General features: G+C 57.9%; 17 protein-coding genes. 12 read left to right on the forward strand and 5 right to left on the reverse strand.

Going from position 1 to position 16,281, the window contains the following annotated elements; translation table 11 throughout:
- Nucleotides 1-97: 97 nt before the first annotated feature.
- Nucleotides 98-760, forward strand: coding sequence for a YggS family pyridoxal phosphate-dependent enzyme (locus G6R15_RS15090; RefSeq protein ID WP_164660787.1), 663 nt, complete (start codon nt 98-100; stop codon nt 758-760).
- Here G6R15_RS15090 and G6R15_RS15095 read toward each other — a convergent pair.
- Together G6R15_RS15095 and ribA are read right to left on the reverse strand one after the other, a co-directional pair.
- Nucleotides 741-1,241: a L,D-transpeptidase gene (locus G6R15_RS15095; RefSeq protein WP_205520529.1), complete on the reverse strand. Its 501-nt coding sequence runs from the start codon at nt 1,239-1,241 to the stop codon at nt 741-743. The genes G6R15_RS15090 and G6R15_RS15095 overlap by 20 nt on opposite strands.
- On the reverse strand, nt 1,238-2,335 hold the full coding sequence (gene ribA / locus G6R15_RS15100; protein WP_164660788.1) for a GTP cyclohydrolase II: 1,098 nt from the start codon (nt 2,333-2,335) through the stop codon (nt 1,238-1,240). The genes G6R15_RS15095 and ribA overlap by 4 nt, the downstream gene beginning before the upstream one ends.
- 163 nt (nt 2,336-2,498) lie before the next feature.
- On the opposite strand from ribA, the gene G6R15_RS15105 reads away from it, so the two are divergent.
- The 6 genes from G6R15_RS15105 to G6R15_RS15130 all read left to right on the forward strand — a co-directional run bounded on the left by G6R15_RS15105 (nt 2,499) and on the right by G6R15_RS15130 (nt 6,459).
- Nucleotides 2,499-3,185 carry a response regulator transcription factor gene (locus G6R15_RS15105; protein WP_164660789.1) on the forward strand — a complete coding sequence of 229 codons (687 nt, stop codon included), beginning with the start codon at nt 2,499-2,501 and terminating at the stop codon, nt 3,183-3,185.
- Between the two features lie 207 nt (nt 3,186-3,392).
- Nucleotides 3,393-3,713 carry a hypothetical protein gene (locus G6R15_RS15110; RefSeq protein ID WP_164660790.1) on the forward strand — a complete coding sequence of 107 codons (321 nt, stop codon included), beginning with the start codon at nt 3,393-3,395 and terminating at the stop codon, nt 3,711-3,713.
- 83 nt (nt 3,714-3,796) lie between these two features.
- Complete coding sequence (locus G6R15_RS15115; RefSeq protein WP_164660791.1) at nt 3,797-4,585, forward strand: exodeoxyribonuclease III; 789 nt, start codon at nt 3,797-3,799, stop codon at nt 4,583-4,585.
- A gap of 103 nt (nt 4,586-4,688) precedes the next feature.
- Complete coding sequence (trxA, locus tag G6R15_RS15120; protein ID WP_164660792.1) at nt 4,689-5,606, forward strand: thioredoxin; 918 nt, start codon at nt 4,689-4,691, stop codon at nt 5,604-5,606.
- A 26-nt stretch (nt 5,607-5,632) separates the two neighbouring features.
- Nucleotides 5,633-6,277 carry an LON peptidase substrate-binding domain-containing protein gene (locus G6R15_RS15125; RefSeq protein WP_164660793.1) on the forward strand — a complete coding sequence of 215 codons (645 nt, stop codon included), beginning with the start codon at nt 5,633-5,635 and terminating at the stop codon, nt 6,275-6,277.
- Nucleotides 6,274-6,459: a Trm112 family protein gene (locus tag G6R15_RS15130; RefSeq protein ID WP_164660794.1), complete on the forward strand. Its 186-nt coding sequence runs from the start codon at nt 6,274-6,276 to the stop codon at nt 6,457-6,459. The genes G6R15_RS15125 and G6R15_RS15130 overlap by 4 nt, the downstream gene beginning before the upstream one ends.
- A 259-nt stretch (nt 6,460-6,718) precedes the next feature.
- Here the strand turns inward: G6R15_RS15130 and G6R15_RS15135 are convergent, their stop codons facing one another.
- The gene (locus tag G6R15_RS15135; RefSeq protein ID WP_164660795.1) at nt 6,719-7,945 is read right to left on the reverse strand and encodes an FAD-dependent monooxygenase; all 1,227 of its coding nucleotides are present in this window, start codon (nt 7,943-7,945) and stop codon (nt 6,719-6,721) included.
- Between the two features lie 85 nt (nt 7,946-8,030).
- Between G6R15_RS15135 and G6R15_RS15140 the strand changes: the two genes are divergently transcribed.
- From G6R15_RS15140 to G6R15_RS15155, 4 genes are all read left to right on the forward strand, one after another.
- Nucleotides 8,031-9,359, forward strand: coding sequence for an amidase (locus tag G6R15_RS15140; protein WP_164660796.1), 1,329 nt, complete (start codon nt 8,031-8,033; stop codon nt 9,357-9,359).
- Between the two features lie 108 nt (nt 9,360-9,467).
- Nucleotides 9,468-10,649, forward strand: coding sequence for an aminotransferase class I/II-fold pyridoxal phosphate-dependent enzyme (locus tag G6R15_RS15145; protein WP_164660797.1), 1,182 nt, complete (start codon nt 9,468-9,470; stop codon nt 10,647-10,649).
- A gap of 15 nt (nt 10,650-10,664) precedes the next feature.
- On the forward strand, nt 10,665-13,607 hold the full coding sequence (locus G6R15_RS15150; protein ID WP_164660798.1) for a DNA translocase FtsK: 2,943 nt from the start codon (nt 10,665-10,667) through the stop codon (nt 13,605-13,607).
- A gap of 42 nt (nt 13,608-13,649) precedes the next feature.
- A complete protein-coding gene (locus tag G6R15_RS15155; protein ID WP_164660799.1) occupies nt 13,650-14,246 on the forward strand; it encodes an outer membrane lipoprotein carrier protein LolA in 597 nt (198 codons plus the stop codon).
- A gap of 40 nt (nt 14,247-14,286) precedes the next feature.
- Here G6R15_RS15155 and G6R15_RS15160 read toward each other — a convergent pair whose 3' ends face one another.
- Both G6R15_RS15160 and G6R15_RS15165 read right to left on the reverse strand, forming a co-directional pair.
- The gene (locus G6R15_RS15160; protein WP_164660800.1) at nt 14,287-14,877 is read right to left on the reverse strand and encodes a lytic transglycosylase; all 591 of its coding nucleotides are present in this window, start codon (nt 14,875-14,877) and stop codon (nt 14,287-14,289) included.
- 77 nt (nt 14,878-14,954) lie between these two features.
- Nucleotides 14,955-15,836, reverse strand: a complete 882-nt coding sequence (locus G6R15_RS15165; RefSeq protein WP_164660801.1) for an AEC family transporter — start codon at nt 15,834-15,836, stop codon at nt 14,955-14,957.
- A gap of 85 nt (nt 15,837-15,921) precedes the next feature.
- On the opposite strand from G6R15_RS15165, the gene hspQ reads away from it, so the two are divergent.
- Complete coding sequence (gene hspQ / locus G6R15_RS15170; RefSeq protein ID WP_164660802.1) at nt 15,922-16,248, forward strand: heat shock protein HspQ; 327 nt, start codon at nt 15,922-15,924, stop codon at nt 16,246-16,248.
- The last annotated feature ends 33 nt before the right edge of the window (nt 16,249-16,281 follow it).

The raw sequence follows: 16,281 nt of genomic DNA on the forward strand, positions 1-16,281 counted from the left end.
GCTTGACGGTATCGAATTTGGGCAGGTCTTCGGACCTGCCCTTTTCTTTTGCCGCAACATGGTGTTTTTCTTCGGCAAACGTTGATCGAGGAATCCCATGTCGCTGCAAGACATCTCTGCCCGTATCGCTAAGGCGACCCTAGCTGCCGAACGCTCTGTAGATTCTGTGAAACTGATTGCCGTGTCCAAAGTCCAACCCAATGACCGAGTTGAGGCTGTGCTGGAGCAAGGACACCGCTGTTTTGGCGAGAACAAAGTGCAGGAGGCCGCTGGAAAGTGGCCCGACTTCATGGAGCGGTTTTCAGACGTCGATCTGCATCTGATCGGACCGCTGCAAACCAACAAGGCGCGCCAGGCCATGGACCTGTGCCATGCCATTCATTCTGTTGATCGTCCCAAACTGGCCAACATATTGGCACGGCTGGCGCAAGAACTCGGCCATTGCCCGGACCTTTTCATTCAGGTGAACACCGGGGAAGAACCGCAAAAGGCGGGGATATTGCCCTTGGAAGCTGATGATTTTATTGCTGAATGCCGCGGCTTGGATCTGCCGATCAAAGGCTTGATGTGTATTCCGCCCGTAGAGGAAGAGCCTGCTTTGCACTTTGCGCTGCTGGCCAAGATTGCAGCACGCAATGGTCTGGACGGGCTGTCCATGGGAATGAGCAGTGATTTTGAACGCGCGATTGCATTAGGTGCGACCCATGTGCGCGTGGGATCGGCCATTTTTGGCGAGCGGGTTAAACCTCTGGGACAATAAGACGGGTGCCAGGTCGGATTTCGCGCGCAATTTCATGGAGATGATCACGGCGAAAGGCGATGCAACCCTCAGTCGGGTATCCCGGTCTGCGCCATTGGTGGATGAAAATGGCCGAACCGTTACCGGGCTCAGCATTGGGCCAGTTCCAATCGGTCACCATCACCAGATCATAAAGCGGATCGGGGCGGCGCAGCTTTTCGTGACTGTGCGGGTAGGGCGCGCGGACCTGCAAATTATAGTCCCTCTCACCTGACGCATCAGACCATAGATCGCCCGGACCGATAGGTAGGGCCCAGGGGGCCGGGCACGCAATGCGGTCGGGGCGATATAGCATGCCTACAATCAAATGTACCCCAACTGGCGTTGCGCCATCCCCCTCGCGCTTGTCGCGGCGAATGCCACCCTTGCCGATTGAGCACGGAAAGTATCGCCCTTGAAATCGAACGCCACGACGCGTCAGGATCAGGTCGGCGGGTGTCACAGCATATGTCCGGACTTGGCGGCTTTGGTTGCCAGATAGGCGCGGTTGTGTGCGTTCTCGCCTACCTTGAGCGGCACACGCTCGGTCACAGCGATGCCAGTGCGTTCCATCATCGAGATCTTGTTGGGGTTGTTGGTCAGCAGTCGCACCGATTTGAACCCAAGTTCCTTCAGGATGTCTGAACCCAAACGGAAGTCGCGTTCATCATCCTCAAACCCTAGGCGATGATTTGCTTCGACCGTATCAAACCCTTGATCCTGCAGGAAATAGGCGCGCATTTTGTTTGCTAGACCAATCCCGCGCCCCTCTTGGTTGAGGTAAAGCAGAACGCCCGATCCCTGGTCCCCCATCTGGGCAAGAGCGCCGCGCAGCTGAGGACCGCAATCGCATTTCAGGCTGCCCATCAGGTCGCCAGTGAAGCAGGCCGAATGCAAGCGCGCCAGAACCGGCTTGTCGCGATCAGGCCTGCCGATTTCAATCGCATAGTGCTCTTCGCCTCCGTCTTCGGGACGGAACACATGCAGACGCCCGGCTTCGGACACTTCCATCGGCAGGCGCGCGGCCGCAATAGCGTGCAGGGGGCTGCGTTCGCTCAAATGCGGTGTGGCGCGCGCGTGATCAATCAACGTCAGCCCGTTGCTGGACGCAAAGGTTCGTCCATCCTGGACGGGAACAACAACGGCTGCGGGCAAAAGGCGTGCTGATTTGGCCAGAGAGATAGCAATACGGTGCAGGCTGGCGCTCCCTTGGCGGTCGGTTAGAACCGGGCCTTTCATCGGGGTATTCAGATCGTCAGAGGGGTCTGCAATGGCCTGAATCCATTTCAGGTCGACGTCGTCCGGGATTTCGATGCGCGCAAGATCCCCGTCATATGCCCGCGCTTTCAGCGTCTCGGCACGACGGACCGTCACGGCAACCACCGGATGACCGTTCGACACCTCGCGCAGATCTTGCAAGCGCTCAGCGCTCAGAGTTTCGGCGGAGCAGGCCAAAACGCTCAATCCGGCGTCGTCGACCAGAACCACCGGAACACCCATCCGCAGGTCGGATCGCGCCCGAGCCAACAGCTCAGTGATGTCTGGGATAAGACTCATGGATGTTACCCTATAACGTTTGCGGCTCTTCCTAACCTCAATTGTAAGGAATGTGAAACAATTACCCTGCGATAGACACGAGGGCGTGAGACAGTTGCAGTAAATCTTGTCGAATGCACTTATCGCACTCAAGTGTGAAACACGGAATAAGGAGGGCGCCACGATGGCTCAGTTAAAAAAGATCCTGCTGGTGGATGACGACGAAGACCTGCGCGAAGCGCTGAGCGAACAGCTCGTGATGACCGAGGATTTCGACGTGTTCGAAGCAAACGACGGCCAAAGCGCCATGGAGCGCGTCAAAGAGGCGCTGTATGACTTGGTGATCCTGGATGTTGGCCTGCCTGACACAGATGGGCGCGAGCTGTGCCGCCTGATGCGCAAACAGGGTGTCAAAAGCCCGATTCTGATGCTGACCGGTCATGATGGCGATGCCGACACGATTCTGGGTCTGGATGCAGGTGCCAACGATTACGTCACCAAGCCGTTCAAATTTCCGGTGCTGCTGGCCCGTATCCGCGCGCAATTGCGCCAGCACGAGCAATCTGAGGACGCAGTTTTCACGCTTGGGCCGTATACTTTCAAACCGGCGATGAAGATGTTGATCACCGACGAAGATCGTAAGATTCGTCTGACCGAGAAAGAAACGAATATCCTTAAGTTTCTCTACCGCTCGACGGATGGTGTGGTTGCCCGGGATGTGTTGCTGCACGAGGTCTGGGGCTACAACGCCGGTGTAACGACCCACACTTTGGAAACGCACATCTATCGTTTGCGCCAAAAGATCGAACCGGACCCGTCAAACGCCCGCCTGCTGGTGACGGAATCTGGTGGCTATCGCCTGGTGGCCTGAAATTTTTGACCCAGATCAAAGCAACACCAGTTTTGCATCTTTAGGGTCACACTATCCCGCACATGTCCGGGTTATGACATGTACCTCCCTGTTGGACTTGGCCGGGCCTTGCGCCCGGTCTTTTTTTGTTCGGTGCAGATGCTGTGACGACTTGAAAATCTGCGCTATCTATTTGAGCATCTGATTTTCACAGCACTGGACACACCCATGAAACTTTTTGCGACAATTACATTTGTTGGCGGCTTGATGGTTTCGACTGCCGTTTCGGCCTGTCCCTGGGCCTCGGGCGGTTACGCTTTCAGCGAACACGGCATCTATGGCGATTTTACCGTAAATGCGGATTGCACTGAAATAGTCTGGAGCCGTCTGAGCGATGGCCCGGAAACCAGCGCGCTGGAGCGCACCAAACACGGGTGGGCCGGTGAGCTGGAAAAAGCGGACATCGAACTGCTGGATAACGGCGAGAATCTACGGATCACCGGCACCGGCGGGGCGATGCGGCAAGTCAGGGCTGAGCGCAAGAACTGAGCCATCTCAGCTAAACGTTTGTGATGGCACACCCAGATGCACCGCGTTAGGGTGTGCCGATCGCGAACGAGGAACGCCTGCTCATGCCCTTTACCCTTGCCACCTGGAACATCAACTCGGTCCGTCTGCGCGAGCCGATCGTGCTGAAATTGCTCGAAGATGAGGCGCCCGATGTGCTTTGCCTGCAAGAGTGCAAAAGCCCCGTGGACAAGATCCCGTTGGAAGGGTTCGCGTCGCTTGGATACACCCATATGGTTGCGCGCGGGCAAAAGGGCTATAACGGTGTCGCTATCCTGTCTCGCATTCCGATGGTCGAGGCGGGCAGTCAGGACTTCGCCGAACTGGGCCACGCCCGCCACATCGCCGGAACGCTGAAAAATGGCGTCACGGTTCACAACTTCTATGTGCCGGCAGGTGGTGATGTACCAGACCGCGAGAAGAACGAAAAGTTCGGACAGAAGCTGGATTACCTGACCGACATGCGGGATTGGTTCAAAGCCGAACAAATGAAGAAATCTATTCTGGTTGGTGATCTGAACATCGCGCCGCGTGAAGATGACGTCTGGGATCACAAAAAGCTGCTCAAAGTGGTCAGCCACACGCCCATCGAGGTCGAACATTTGGCTGAAACACAAGACGCGGGCGGTTGGGTGGACATCACTCGCCAGGACATCCCTGAAGGGCAACTCTATTCGTGGTGGTCCTATCGCGCGCGCGATTGGGACACCGCTGACAAGGGACGGCGTTTGGATCATGTCTGGGCCACAGGGGACATCTCGAATTCGGGTCATTCCAGTCGTGTCCTGCGCGACGCGCGCGGCTGGGAAAAACCCAGTGACCACGCACCGGTCTTTGCGACATTCGATCTGTAGCCCAGTGAACGCCTGTTTTTTGAGCAAACAGGCCCACCCCCACTTGGTTTCCGGCCCGACTGTCGGCATATAAAGGCCAAGCTTGAATCCAAAGAGGCACGTCATGGACATTCTCAACGGCGCAGGCGGCGCCCCCGCCGCTGATCTAATCAAAGACGGCTCCGAGGCCACATTCATGGCCGACGTGGTCGAAACTTCGCAAGAGGTGCCGGTGATCGTCGATTTCTGGGCGCCTTGGTGCGGACCCTGCAAGACGCTTGGCCCCATGCTCGAAGATGCAGTGACTGCGGCAAAGGGCGCGGTCAAGATGGTCAAAATCAACGTCGATGAGGCGCAGATGATCGCGGGGCAACTGCAGATTCAGTCGATCCCGACGGTTTATGCCTTCTTCAAGGGCCAGCCGGTTGATGGGTTTCAAGGCGCGCTCCCAGGGTCAGAGATCAAAGAATTTGTGGATCGTGTTGTCGCTGCTTCTGGCGGCGAAACCGCAGGCGGCCAACTGGATGAGGCGGTTGAAGCCGCCGAAGAGATGCTGACCAGCGGCGCGGCCGTGGATGCGGCGCAAACCTTTGCTGCGATTTTGGGCGAGGACCCCAATCATGCTATTGCATACGGTGGTTTGGTCCGCGCGCATATCGCGTCGGACGATCTGGAGCAGGCCGAGGCTATCCTAAATGGTGCCCCGGCTGAAATCTCGGACAGTCCCGAGCTCGAAGCGGCGCACGCGCAGCTGGAACTGGCCAAACAGGCAGCCGATGCGGGCCCTGTGGCTGAGCTGACTGCGACGGTTGAGGCCGAACCGGACAACTGCCAGGCCCGTTTCGATTTAGCGCAGGCGCTGCACGCGAACGACAATGTGGAAGAGGCGGTGGCTCAACTGCTGGAACTCTTCCGTCGGGATCGCGAGTGGAACGAAGGCGCGGCCAAGGCGCAACTGTTCACGATTTTTGATGCGCTCAAGCCCAATGACCCGGTTGTTCTGAATGGGCGGCGCAAGCTCAGCTCGATGATATTTGCCTAATAATAAATCAGGGCTAGTATCGGTACATGATGCAATCCGCCGATTTGCCGGACACGATCGCGGTGTTTCCACTGCCCGGGGCGCTTTTGTTGCCCCGGTCCCGGCTGCCACTTCACATCTTTGAACCGCGTTACCTTCAGATGCTCAACGATGCGCTGAAGACACCCCAGCGCCTGATCGGGATGGTTCAACCGAACCCGTCGCCTGAGCGTTCGGACAAGCTGCACATGATCGGTTGCGCCGGTCGCGTGACGCAGTTCTCCGAGACCGAAGATGGCCGTTACATGATCACGCTAAGTGGCGTGTCGCGGTTTCGGGTCAAAAGCGAGGTCGAGGGCTTTGCCCCGTACCGCCGTTGTCAGGTCTGCTGGAACGGGTTTGATCGCGATCTGGGGCGTGTTGAGGCGGATGACCGGTTTGATCGCAGAAGATTTCTGGATTTGCTGCATCGGTTTTTTTCGGCGCGGGATTTGTCTACCGATTGGGAAACACTCAAGGATGCGGATGATGAATTGCTGGTGAATTCGCTGTCGATGCTATTGGACTTCGACCCTGAAGAAAAGCAGGCCTTGCTTGAGGCACCCTGCCTTGCAACTCGACGCGAAACCCTGGTGACGTTGATTGAATTTGCCCTTCGGGGCGGTGATGGGAATGAGGACACAATACAATGAGCGAACAGAACCAGGCGTTTGATCGCCGCATGCTCGAGGTGCTGGTATGCCCGATGAGCCAGACATCCCTGGACTATGATTCCGAGCAGCAAGAGCTGATCTCGAAATCCGCCGGTCTGGCCTATCCAATCCGCAACGGCATCCCGGTGATGTTGCAGGACGAAGCGCGCGACCTCGACTGAAGTATTCTGCGGCTCGGTGGGCTCCCGCACCCGAGCGATCCTGGCTGCGCCAGCACCGCTAGCGGCTTTGGGCGTAGCGCCGCGCTGTGCGCGGCGCGGTCCCGCCAAGACGAGAACTTTCGGTGCTGGGGAGAACGGGTTCAATCATACGCCAACCGCCGAGCGAAGCGAGGCCCGGCCCAACAGGAGGAGTTGTTTCGTCAGAAACATCGACGACTGGCGGGAGCGCTTCCGGAGGTCAAGCGCACTACGTGGCTTCTCAGATCGCCCGACCTTGCATCAGTTTCGGCAGATCGCCCGTTAGTCCAGCGGCCTCGCGAACGAAACCACGCCGCAAGCCGGGCAACGAGCCAACGACCCCCATGCCAATGTCGCGACCCAGACGCAGCAATGGGTTGTCGTTTGAAAACAGCCGGTTGAATGCATCCGTCGCCAATGCCAGCGTGGCAGTGTCGAAGCGACGCCATTGTTGATACCGCTCCAGTACAAGTTGCGACGCCATGTCCTCTCCTCGCCGTTCGGCAAGTGTCAAAACCTCTGCCAGGGCGGCCACGTCCCTCAGGCCTGCGTTTAGCCCCTGGCCCGCAATCGGGTGCATCCCGTGGGCCGCATCGCCGACCAGTGCCAAGCGATCCGCGACAAAGGAATTTGCTACTGTCAGGTTGAGCGGATAGGTGAAACGATCTCCTGCAAGTTTGATCTGGCCCAGAAAATCGCCGAACCGGGGGCGCAACACTTGCATATATGTTTTGGGCTCCATGGCGTTGATACGATGCGCCATCTCGGTCCGTTCGCTCCAGACGATCGAGCTGCGGTTGCCGGTCAGTGGCAGGATTGCCAGCGGTCCGGGCGGCATGAAGAACTGATGTGCAATGCCGTCGTGGGACATCTCATGCTCGATAGCGCAGACTAGGGCCGTTTGCCCATAATCCCATCCGGTGCGTTTGATACCTGCGCGGGCGGCCGTGCCGCTTTTGCGGCCATCACAGCCAACAAGCAGCTTACCGGTAACCTTGGACCCATCGTCCAGCGTGACCGAAACACCGGCCTGCAAAGCCTCTTGCGCGACCACAGTTTTGCCGTTGATTTGAGTGATATTTGGATCAGCCGCCATCGCATCCATGAAAGCGCGGCGCAGGTGGCGGTCCTCGACCATGTAGCCCATTGGCCCATCTTCAAGCTCAGCATGGTCAAAATGCATAAAGAATGGCGATGGACCTGCGCCCGCGTGTCCATCGGTGACCTTGATCTCTAACATCGGCTGGGCGTGGTCTTCGACCGCCTCCCACACGCCAATTGCCTTCAACAACCGTTGCGAGGCCAGCGCGAGCGCGTATGAGCGCCCGTCAAACGCCGCGTTCTTGCGGGTTTTGATCGGCAGCGCGTCGATCACGGTCACGCTGTGCCCGGTTGCGGTCAGTGCCAATGCCAGGGCGGGGCCGTTCAGACCGCCGCCCACGATCACGATATCCGATGTCATATCCATGAGGTGCAATATGCGCAGCCTTTCGGGATTGTCCATGCGGAACGCTGTCGCTACCGTCGCACCCAAATCAGTTGGGGAGGATAACATGGGCGACTGGCTGAAAATGACGGCAAGCGATCTTGGGCGTGGGATTGCTGCAGGCGAGATTGATCCGGTTGAGCTGACGCAAACCTATCTGGAAGCCATTGACGCTCACCCGCTGCGAGACCGAATTTATGCCCGTGTGACCCATGACCGCGCGCTTGCCGAGGCCAAAGCGGCAGCGGAACGCGCCAAAGTGGGCCGCCGCCTGTCGCTGCTGGATGGGGTGCCGATCAGTTGGAAAGACCTGTTCGACACGGCTGGCGTTGGAACTGAGTCCGGATCGGCGCTGCTCAAGGGGCGTGTTCCAGACACGGACGCGCTGGTGTTGCAGAACGCAACTGCATCGGGATCGGTTTGCCTGGGCAAGACACATATGTCTGAACTGGCGTTTTCCGGTCTGGGCTATAACCCGATCACGGCCACGCCGCCTTGTGTACATGACGAGAGCGCCGTTCCTGGGGGGTCGTCATCCGGGGCTGGGACCTCGGTCGCATTCAATCTTGCGGCTTGTGGGATCGGCTCGGATACGGGCGGTTCGGTGCGCATTCCGTCGGCTTGGAATGATCTGGTGGGGCTCAAGACCACGTCGGGCCGCGTCAGCCTGGAAGGCGTTGTGCCGCTTTGCCTGCGTTTCGACACGGTGGGGCCGCTCGCACGTTCGGTCGAGGATGCGGCGCAGATGTTGGCCATGCTCGAAGGCGGGGTGCCTGCTGACCTGCGCGGCGCGTCTCTCAAGGGGCTTCGGTTTGCGGTTTTGAAAACCGTTGCTTTGGACGATCTGCGCGACGCGCCCGGTCAGGCATTCGACGATGCTGTCCGCCGGTTGGAGGCTGCTGGCGCCATCATCGAGACGATCGAGGTGCCGGAAGTAGAGCAAGCCCTGCCATTGAGCGGCGCGCTTTACACGGCCGAGGCCTATGGCCTGTGGCGTGATGTGATCGAATCCAATCCCGATGCGATGTTTTCGGAAATTCGGGAACGGTTCCAGGCGGGAGGTAATTTCTCGGGGCCAGATTATGTGGCGGCCTGGGCGGCGTTGGAAAGCTACCGTGCGGCCTGGGATGCTGCCGTGGCGGGTTATGACGCTGTGCTGGCACCAACCTCTCCGATTCTGCCGCCGAATCTGGCACGCCTGGAAAGCGATCACGAATACTATGTAACCGAAAACCTGCTGGCACTCAGAAATACGCGCATTGGCAATCTGATGGGGCTTTCCGCCTTGAGCTTGCCCACCGGCACCCCAAGCTGTGGCATCATGCTTATGGGGCAACCCGACTGCGAAGAGGCGCTGCTGCGCGTTGGTGCAGCGGCCGAAGCTGCGCTGACCTGAATGTCACAATTGCCAAGCGCGGCAATGCTTTGTCTGGACGAAGCGGGGTGTGATCTGTAATTTGGTCTCAAACGGGGCGAGAATGATCCCGGTATTGAGGCAGTTGAGATGAATTTCCCTGAGCGGTTTTCGAACCTTCCGGCTTATGCATTCCCGCGTCTGCGCGCGTTGCTTGATCATCATGATCCGGGCGGTGATGTCGTGCATATGACGATTGGTGAGCCCAAGCATGATTTCCCGCAATGGGTGACCGATGTCATCATGGAAAACGCCGCCGGTTTTCGGGGCTATCCCGACAACAACGGAATACCAGAGTTGCGCGGCGCGATCGCGGATTGGATTGGACGGCGTTATGGGGTGCAGATGGATGCTGACACTCAGGTGATGGCGCTGAACGGCACGCGCGAGGGGCTGTACAATGCAGCCATGGCGCTGTGCCCTGAGGTGAAGAATGGCCAAAAGCCAGTCATCCTGTGCCCGAACCCTTTCTACCAAGTTTATATGGTCGCGGCCCTTTCTGTTGCAGCCGAGCCTGTCTTTGTGCCAGCAACGGCGTCCACGGGGCATCTGCCTGATTACGCAGGTTTGCCGGATGACGTGCTGAACCGCACTACGGCGGCCTACATTTGTTCGCCTGCCAACCCGCAAGGCGCAGTTGCGAGCCGAGATTATTGGGCTGATTTGATTCAGCTTGCCGAGCGGTTCGATTTTCGCATTTTCGCCGACGAATGCTATTCCGAGATCTATCGGGATGAGGCTCCGGTGGGTGTTCTGAGCGTCGCACAAGAGCTTGGTGCAGACCCAGAACGGATCACGCTCTTCAACTCTTTGTCGAAACGGTCGAACTTGGCGGGCTTGCGGTCAGGATTGATCGCGGGTGGGCCTGAGACGATTGCGCGGGTCAAGCAATTGAGGGCCTATTCAGGTGCTCCGCTGCCGATGCCCTTGCAAATGGCGGCGGCACGGGTTTGGGCGGACGAGGCGCATGTGGTCGAAAATCGGCGTCTTTATCAGGAAAAATACGCCATCGCCGATCAGGTCATGACAAGCGTGCAGGGCTATCAATCTCCTAAGGCTGGTTTTTTCCTGTGGCTGCCTGTCGATGACGGCGAGCAGGCGGCGTTGAAGCTGTGGCAAGAGACCGGTGTACGGGTGCTGCCTGGTGCATACTTGGCGCAGGGCGAACCGGGGCAAAACCCGGGCGAGACATATATTCGGGTCGCGATGGTGGCCCCAAAAACAGAATTGCAGCGCGGGTTGGAAACACTTCGCGACTGTATTTACGGATGAGGTTCGAGGGTAGGCATGGCATCATATAACGCACGCGGTCGCGATCCGTTGTTGGACAGCAACATGCAGGCGGCCATTGAAAGGCGCGGCAAAGAGTTGGCGGGGGTCGTTCTGGTTCTGGTCGGCTTGGCCTTTGCTGCCATGCTGGGGTCATATACGCCCGAAGATCCAAATTGGATGGTTTCAACCGATGCGCCGATCCAGAACTGGATGGGCCGAATGGGCGCCTGGATTGCAGGTGTTTTGATGCTGATTATGGGAATGGCCAGCTGGGGCATTCCGATCTTCACCGTCGCTTGGGGCCTGCGTCTTGCACTTCACCAAGGTGATGATCGGTTCTTTTGGCCGTTGGTATTGTCGCCTTTCTGGCTAGTGACGATTGCGATCTATGCGGCTTCGCTAACGCCGAGCGACGAGTGGCTTGCGACGCATCAATACAGTCTTGGCGGGGCAGGCGGCGACTTTTTCCTGAGTGTATTCCTGCTGCTTTTGCCCGTCGGGCTGCATTTCCTGGTCAAAATAGTGTCGATCCTGGCCGCCATCGCAATGGTATCCATGGGCGTTTTCGTTCTGGGCTTTAGCCGTACCGAGGTGCGCTTTGGACTGCGTCGGTTTGTGATTGGGATCATCATGGCCTACGGCGCGGTGATGACGCTTCTGGGGCAGGGGGCATCCGCCACTGTTCACGCAGCCCGCGAGCGCCAGGCGTTGCGAACCGAGCGCAAGGAAGCCGCCCGTGTTGCCGCAGAGCAGGCAGCGTTCGCCGCGCAAACGGCCGAGGCTGAGGCGGTGATCGAACCAGAACCATTTGTCGAGCCAGAGCCCGCACCCGCAGTCGAACCCAAAGGGGGCCTGCTTTCGCGCATGCCCAGCCTGATCCGTCGTCCCGAACCGATGCCGGAACCCGAACTGGTGGAGCCGCAGCCCGTCGCTGGTGAACAACTCATGCCGGGCGATGATCGGATCAAGTCCAAAATTGCCCAAGTCGTGCGCAACCGCAAAGAGGCTGCTGGTGCTGTGCCGCCGCAGCCAGACCCCGCACGCCCGCTGACCAAAGGCCGCGGCCGTGGACCGGATCCGCTGGTGCTTGATCCCACTGCGGGCGGTGATTTCCCGGCCGAGCCACCTTTAACAGCGGCAACACCTGTTGCACCCCAGGTTCAGGTGCAGCCCGTTCAACCTCAGTCGATGTATGTTCAAGAGTCGACCCCGCAAGCCGTGCCGGAAGATTACGTGCCGATTGACTACACGACCGAAGCCGGGCCTGCGCCGACTTCCCAACCGGAATCCGCACTGGAGCCTACGCCTGCTGCAGCGCCCCTCCCCGTTGCTCAACCACGCAAGGCGGTTGTTGAACAACCGGCACGCAAGTCGCCACTGCCCTCACGCCGCGCTCAGGCTGAAGCTCAGCCAACGTTGGCGTTTGAAGAGACGGCGACCCAGTTCGAATTGCCCCCGCTCAGCCTGCTGGAAAACCCGGTTGAAATTCAACGTCACCACTTGAGCGACGAAGCACTCGAACAAAACGCGCGGATGCTGGAAAACGTGCTGGATGACTATGGTGTCAAAGGTGAGATCGTGAGCGTTCGCCCAGGCCCCGTTGTCACCATGTACGAACTGGAGCCCGCGCCGGGCCTTAAGGCAAGCCGTGTCATCGGCCTGGCTGATGATATTGCACGCTCTATGTCGGCCCTTTCGGCACGCGTTTCAACCGTGCCGGGACGCTCGGTGATTGGTATCGAACTGCCCAACGAAAACCGCGAAAAGGTTGTCCTGCGCGAAATCCTGGCCAGCCGCGATTTCGGCGACAGCAACATGAGCCTGCCGCTGGCCTTGGGTAAGAACATTGGCGGTGATTCTGTTGTCGCCAACCTGGCCAAGATGCCCCACCTGCTGATCGCGGGTACAACCGGTTCAGGTAAGTCGGTAGCCATCAATACAATGATCCTGTCGCTGCTTTACAAGCTGACGCCGGATGAATGTCGTTTGATCATGATCGACCCCAAGATGCTGGAACTTTCTGTCTATGATGGCATCCCCCATTTGCTGTCCCCGGTTGTGACTGACCCGAAAAAGGCGGTTGTTGCGCTGAAATGGACCGTGGGCGAGATGGAGGATCGCTATCGCAAGATGTCCAAGATGGGCGTCCGCAACATCGAAGGCTACAATGGCCGCGTGCGCGAAGCTCTGGCCAAGGGCGAGCTGTTCAGCCGTACCGTTCAAACCGGCTTTGACGATGACACCGGTGAGCCCGTGTTCGAGACGGAGGAGTTCGAGCCCAAGATGTTGCCCTATATCGTCGTGATCGTCGATGAGATGGCTGATCTGATGATGGTCGCAGGCAAAGAAATCGAGGCCTGCATCCAGCGTCTAGCCCAGATGGCGCGGGCATCGGGTATTCACCTGATCATGGCCACTCAGCGTCCATCGGTGGACGTCATCACCGGTACGATCAAGGCGAACTTCCCGACTCGGATTTCGTTTCAGGTCACGTCCAAGATCGACAGCCGCACCATTTTGGGTGAAATGGGTGCCGAGCAGCTGCTAGGCATGGGCGACATGCTTTATATGGCAGGTGGGGCCAAGATAACCCGATGCCATGGCCCGTTCGTATCCGATGAAGAGGTTGAAGAGATCGTCAACCACCTCAAGGCGTTTGGCCCACCTGCGTATATGAGCGGCGTGGTCGACGGCCCGGATGATGAAAAAGCGGACAGCATCGACACGGTTCTGGGGCTGAACACCGGTGGCAACACCAATGGCGAGGACGCTCTTTATGATTCCGCGGTGGCCATCGTGATCAAAGATCGAAAATGCTCGACTTCCTACATCCAGCGCAAACTGGCGATCGGCTACAACAAAGCCGCGCGTCTGGTTGAGCAAATGGAGGACGAAGGGCTTGTGTCGCCAGCAAATCACGTCGGAAAACGCGAAATTCTGGTGCCTGAACAACAGTAAGTTCGGGCTTCCATTCCGGCTGGGGGTGACTATCTAGGGGTTATGAAACAGTTCGCTTTTGCCATTGCGGTGACCCTTGCCGCTCCGGCGGCCTGGGCCGCTGAAAAACTGCCTTTGTCAGAAATTTCGACCTATCTGAACGGATTGAAAACCGTCCAGACGACGATGACACAGATCAACGACGATGGGTCGCTGTCCACCGGCAAGCTGTGGTTGCAGCGTCCCGGTCGGATGCGGTTCGAGTACGACCCGCCCGACAGCGCCGTTGTGGTGGCCAAAGGGGGCACGGTGATTATCCACGACCCCAAGTCGAACCAGCCGCCCGAGCAATACCCGCTGAGCAAGACACCATTGTCGATCATTCTGGCACGGAATGTCGATCTGGCGCGGGCTGGAATGGTGGTGGGGCACGACTTTGATGGAACTTCGACCATCGTGTCGGCGCAAGATCCTGAAAACCCCGAGTATGGGCGGATTGATCTGTTGTTCACCGGTGATCCGGTCGAGCTGCGCAAATGGGTTGTGCACGATGGAGCAGGGTCACGCACGACTGTCATTCTGGGGCCGCTGACCAAGGGCAACAGCCTGAACCAGAATCTGTTCATAGATGGGCAACCGGGCGTTTCTTCGGATCGCTAATAGAACCAGCGCCCCTGTGTTTACAGCGGCACGTTCACCTCTAATATTTGAACCGTCCGCAGGTGTTCAGCTGCTTGCGGTACATCTCGCCTCGTGCGGCGACCTTGTCAGCGGTGCGCAGCAACCACGATTTGCCGCGATAGGTGCCGCGCGCATAACCGGTGTGGCCTTCGTGATAGGCCAGATACTGATTGCGGGTGTCTGTCATGGCAATGCCGTTGCGCCTGTTGCTTGTGGCCATGTACCAGCCCATGAAATCCGAGGCATCGCTCATCCGGTCACGTCGGGCCCGGCGGCTGCGGGTTTCTTTCTTGTACTGGTCCCAGGTGCCGTCAAGCGCCTGACTATAACCATACGCACTGCTTTGACGTCCCATCGGAAGAACGCCGAGAACGTATTTGTGCGGCGTACGTGCATCTGACCGATAGCGGCTTTCTTGATAGATTGTCGCCATCTGGACATGCACGGGCACACCCCATTTGCGTTCGGTCCTTTTGAACGCCTTAATGTATTCCGGGCGCTGTTTGGCAATGCTGCAGGCATTGTCCAGATTGCGCGGAGGGGCCTTCGACCCGCCGCCGCAAGCTGCGACCAGCAACACGACCATCAATACGCAAAGAGATCTGCTCATCTGCCTCTTGCCTTTTTTGCAAGATATTAACTTATTTCCACAGCGGCGCAAATCACATTCGCGGGTAAGTCGTTAGGTCAGAGGACAAATGCCAAAACAACTGGCATCGCCATTATCGACAACACAGTAGAGGCTACAGTCATCCCCGCCACAGAGTTGGAATCAGCTCCGAACCGTTCTGCCAACAGATACGAGGTGACAGCAACCGGCGTCGCGAATTGTACGATCAAAACACCAGCGGCCACTTTACCCAGCTCGAAATACTCGGCCACGGACCAACCCAAAGACACGCAGACAATCAGCTTGATTGCCGACAGCGCAATCGCGGGGCCAATGTTGCCGGGTGTCAGGCGGGCCACGGCGACGCCGAGTGTGATCAGCATCATCGGAACCGCCATCTGCCCCATCAAGCTCAGGCCATTTGTTAGGAAAGTTGGCGTTTCCCACCCCAGCCACAGAAACACTGCACCCAGAATTGTGGCCCAGACCATCGGCTCGCGTACGACCTTGGCGAACGACCCCTGACCCGCGACCAGGTAAATGCCATAGGTGAAAGACCAAAGCGCAGTCACAGACAGAAAAACGACCGCATAGCCAAGACCTGCGTCCCCAAAGGCAAAAATGCACAACGGCAAGCCCAGATTGCCCGTGTTGCCAAAAACCAGGGGCGACAGATAGGTACGTTGGTTCAGGCCTGTGACTTTGACAAAGATCCAGAACACCACGGACAGGGCCAGATTCCCGATTACAGTTGCGATCGTGAACACGCCGAGATCATCACCAGAAATCTCGGTCTGCATGAGTGCAACAAAGATCAGGCTTGGCACCGCCAGCGTCATTGCAAAGCGCGTGATGAACTGAATTCGATACTCGAATCCCAGTTTCACCCAGGTAAATCCAACCGCCGCCAGCATAAAAACCGGGGCGACAATTTCCAGGACTGTCAAGGCAAGGTTCACAGACTGTTTCCTTAAATTTCAGTACAATTGTTGGACAAATACGTCGCGTTAAGGGTAGTAACAGTGCACGGGGGCTGAAACTGCAATGCTAAAAACGCGCGCAAAATATCATTTGGGCCAAGTGGTTCGCCACAAGCGTCATCCGTTTCGCGGAGTGATTTTTGATGTCGATCCGGAATTCTCCAATACCGAAGAATGGTATCAGGCGATTCCTGAAGACAGCCGACCTCTGAAGGATCAACCATTCTATCATCTATTAGCTGAAAACGACCAAAGCTATTACGTTGCATACGTGTCCGAGCAGAACCTTGTTGCGGATTATTCGGGCGAGCCGGTGGATCATCCGGACATTCCCGACATGTTCGGACCATTTCAAGACGGCTCGTATCCGCTTCACTTTCAGTTGAACTAAGGTGCCCCGCCCGTGATCGGGCGAGTCGGACCC

The organism is Tropicibacter sp. Alg240-R139 (assembly GCF_900537075.1).
In the GTDB taxonomy this organism is placed as follows: domain Bacteria; phylum Pseudomonadota; class Alphaproteobacteria; order Rhodobacterales; family Rhodobacteraceae; genus Falsiruegeria.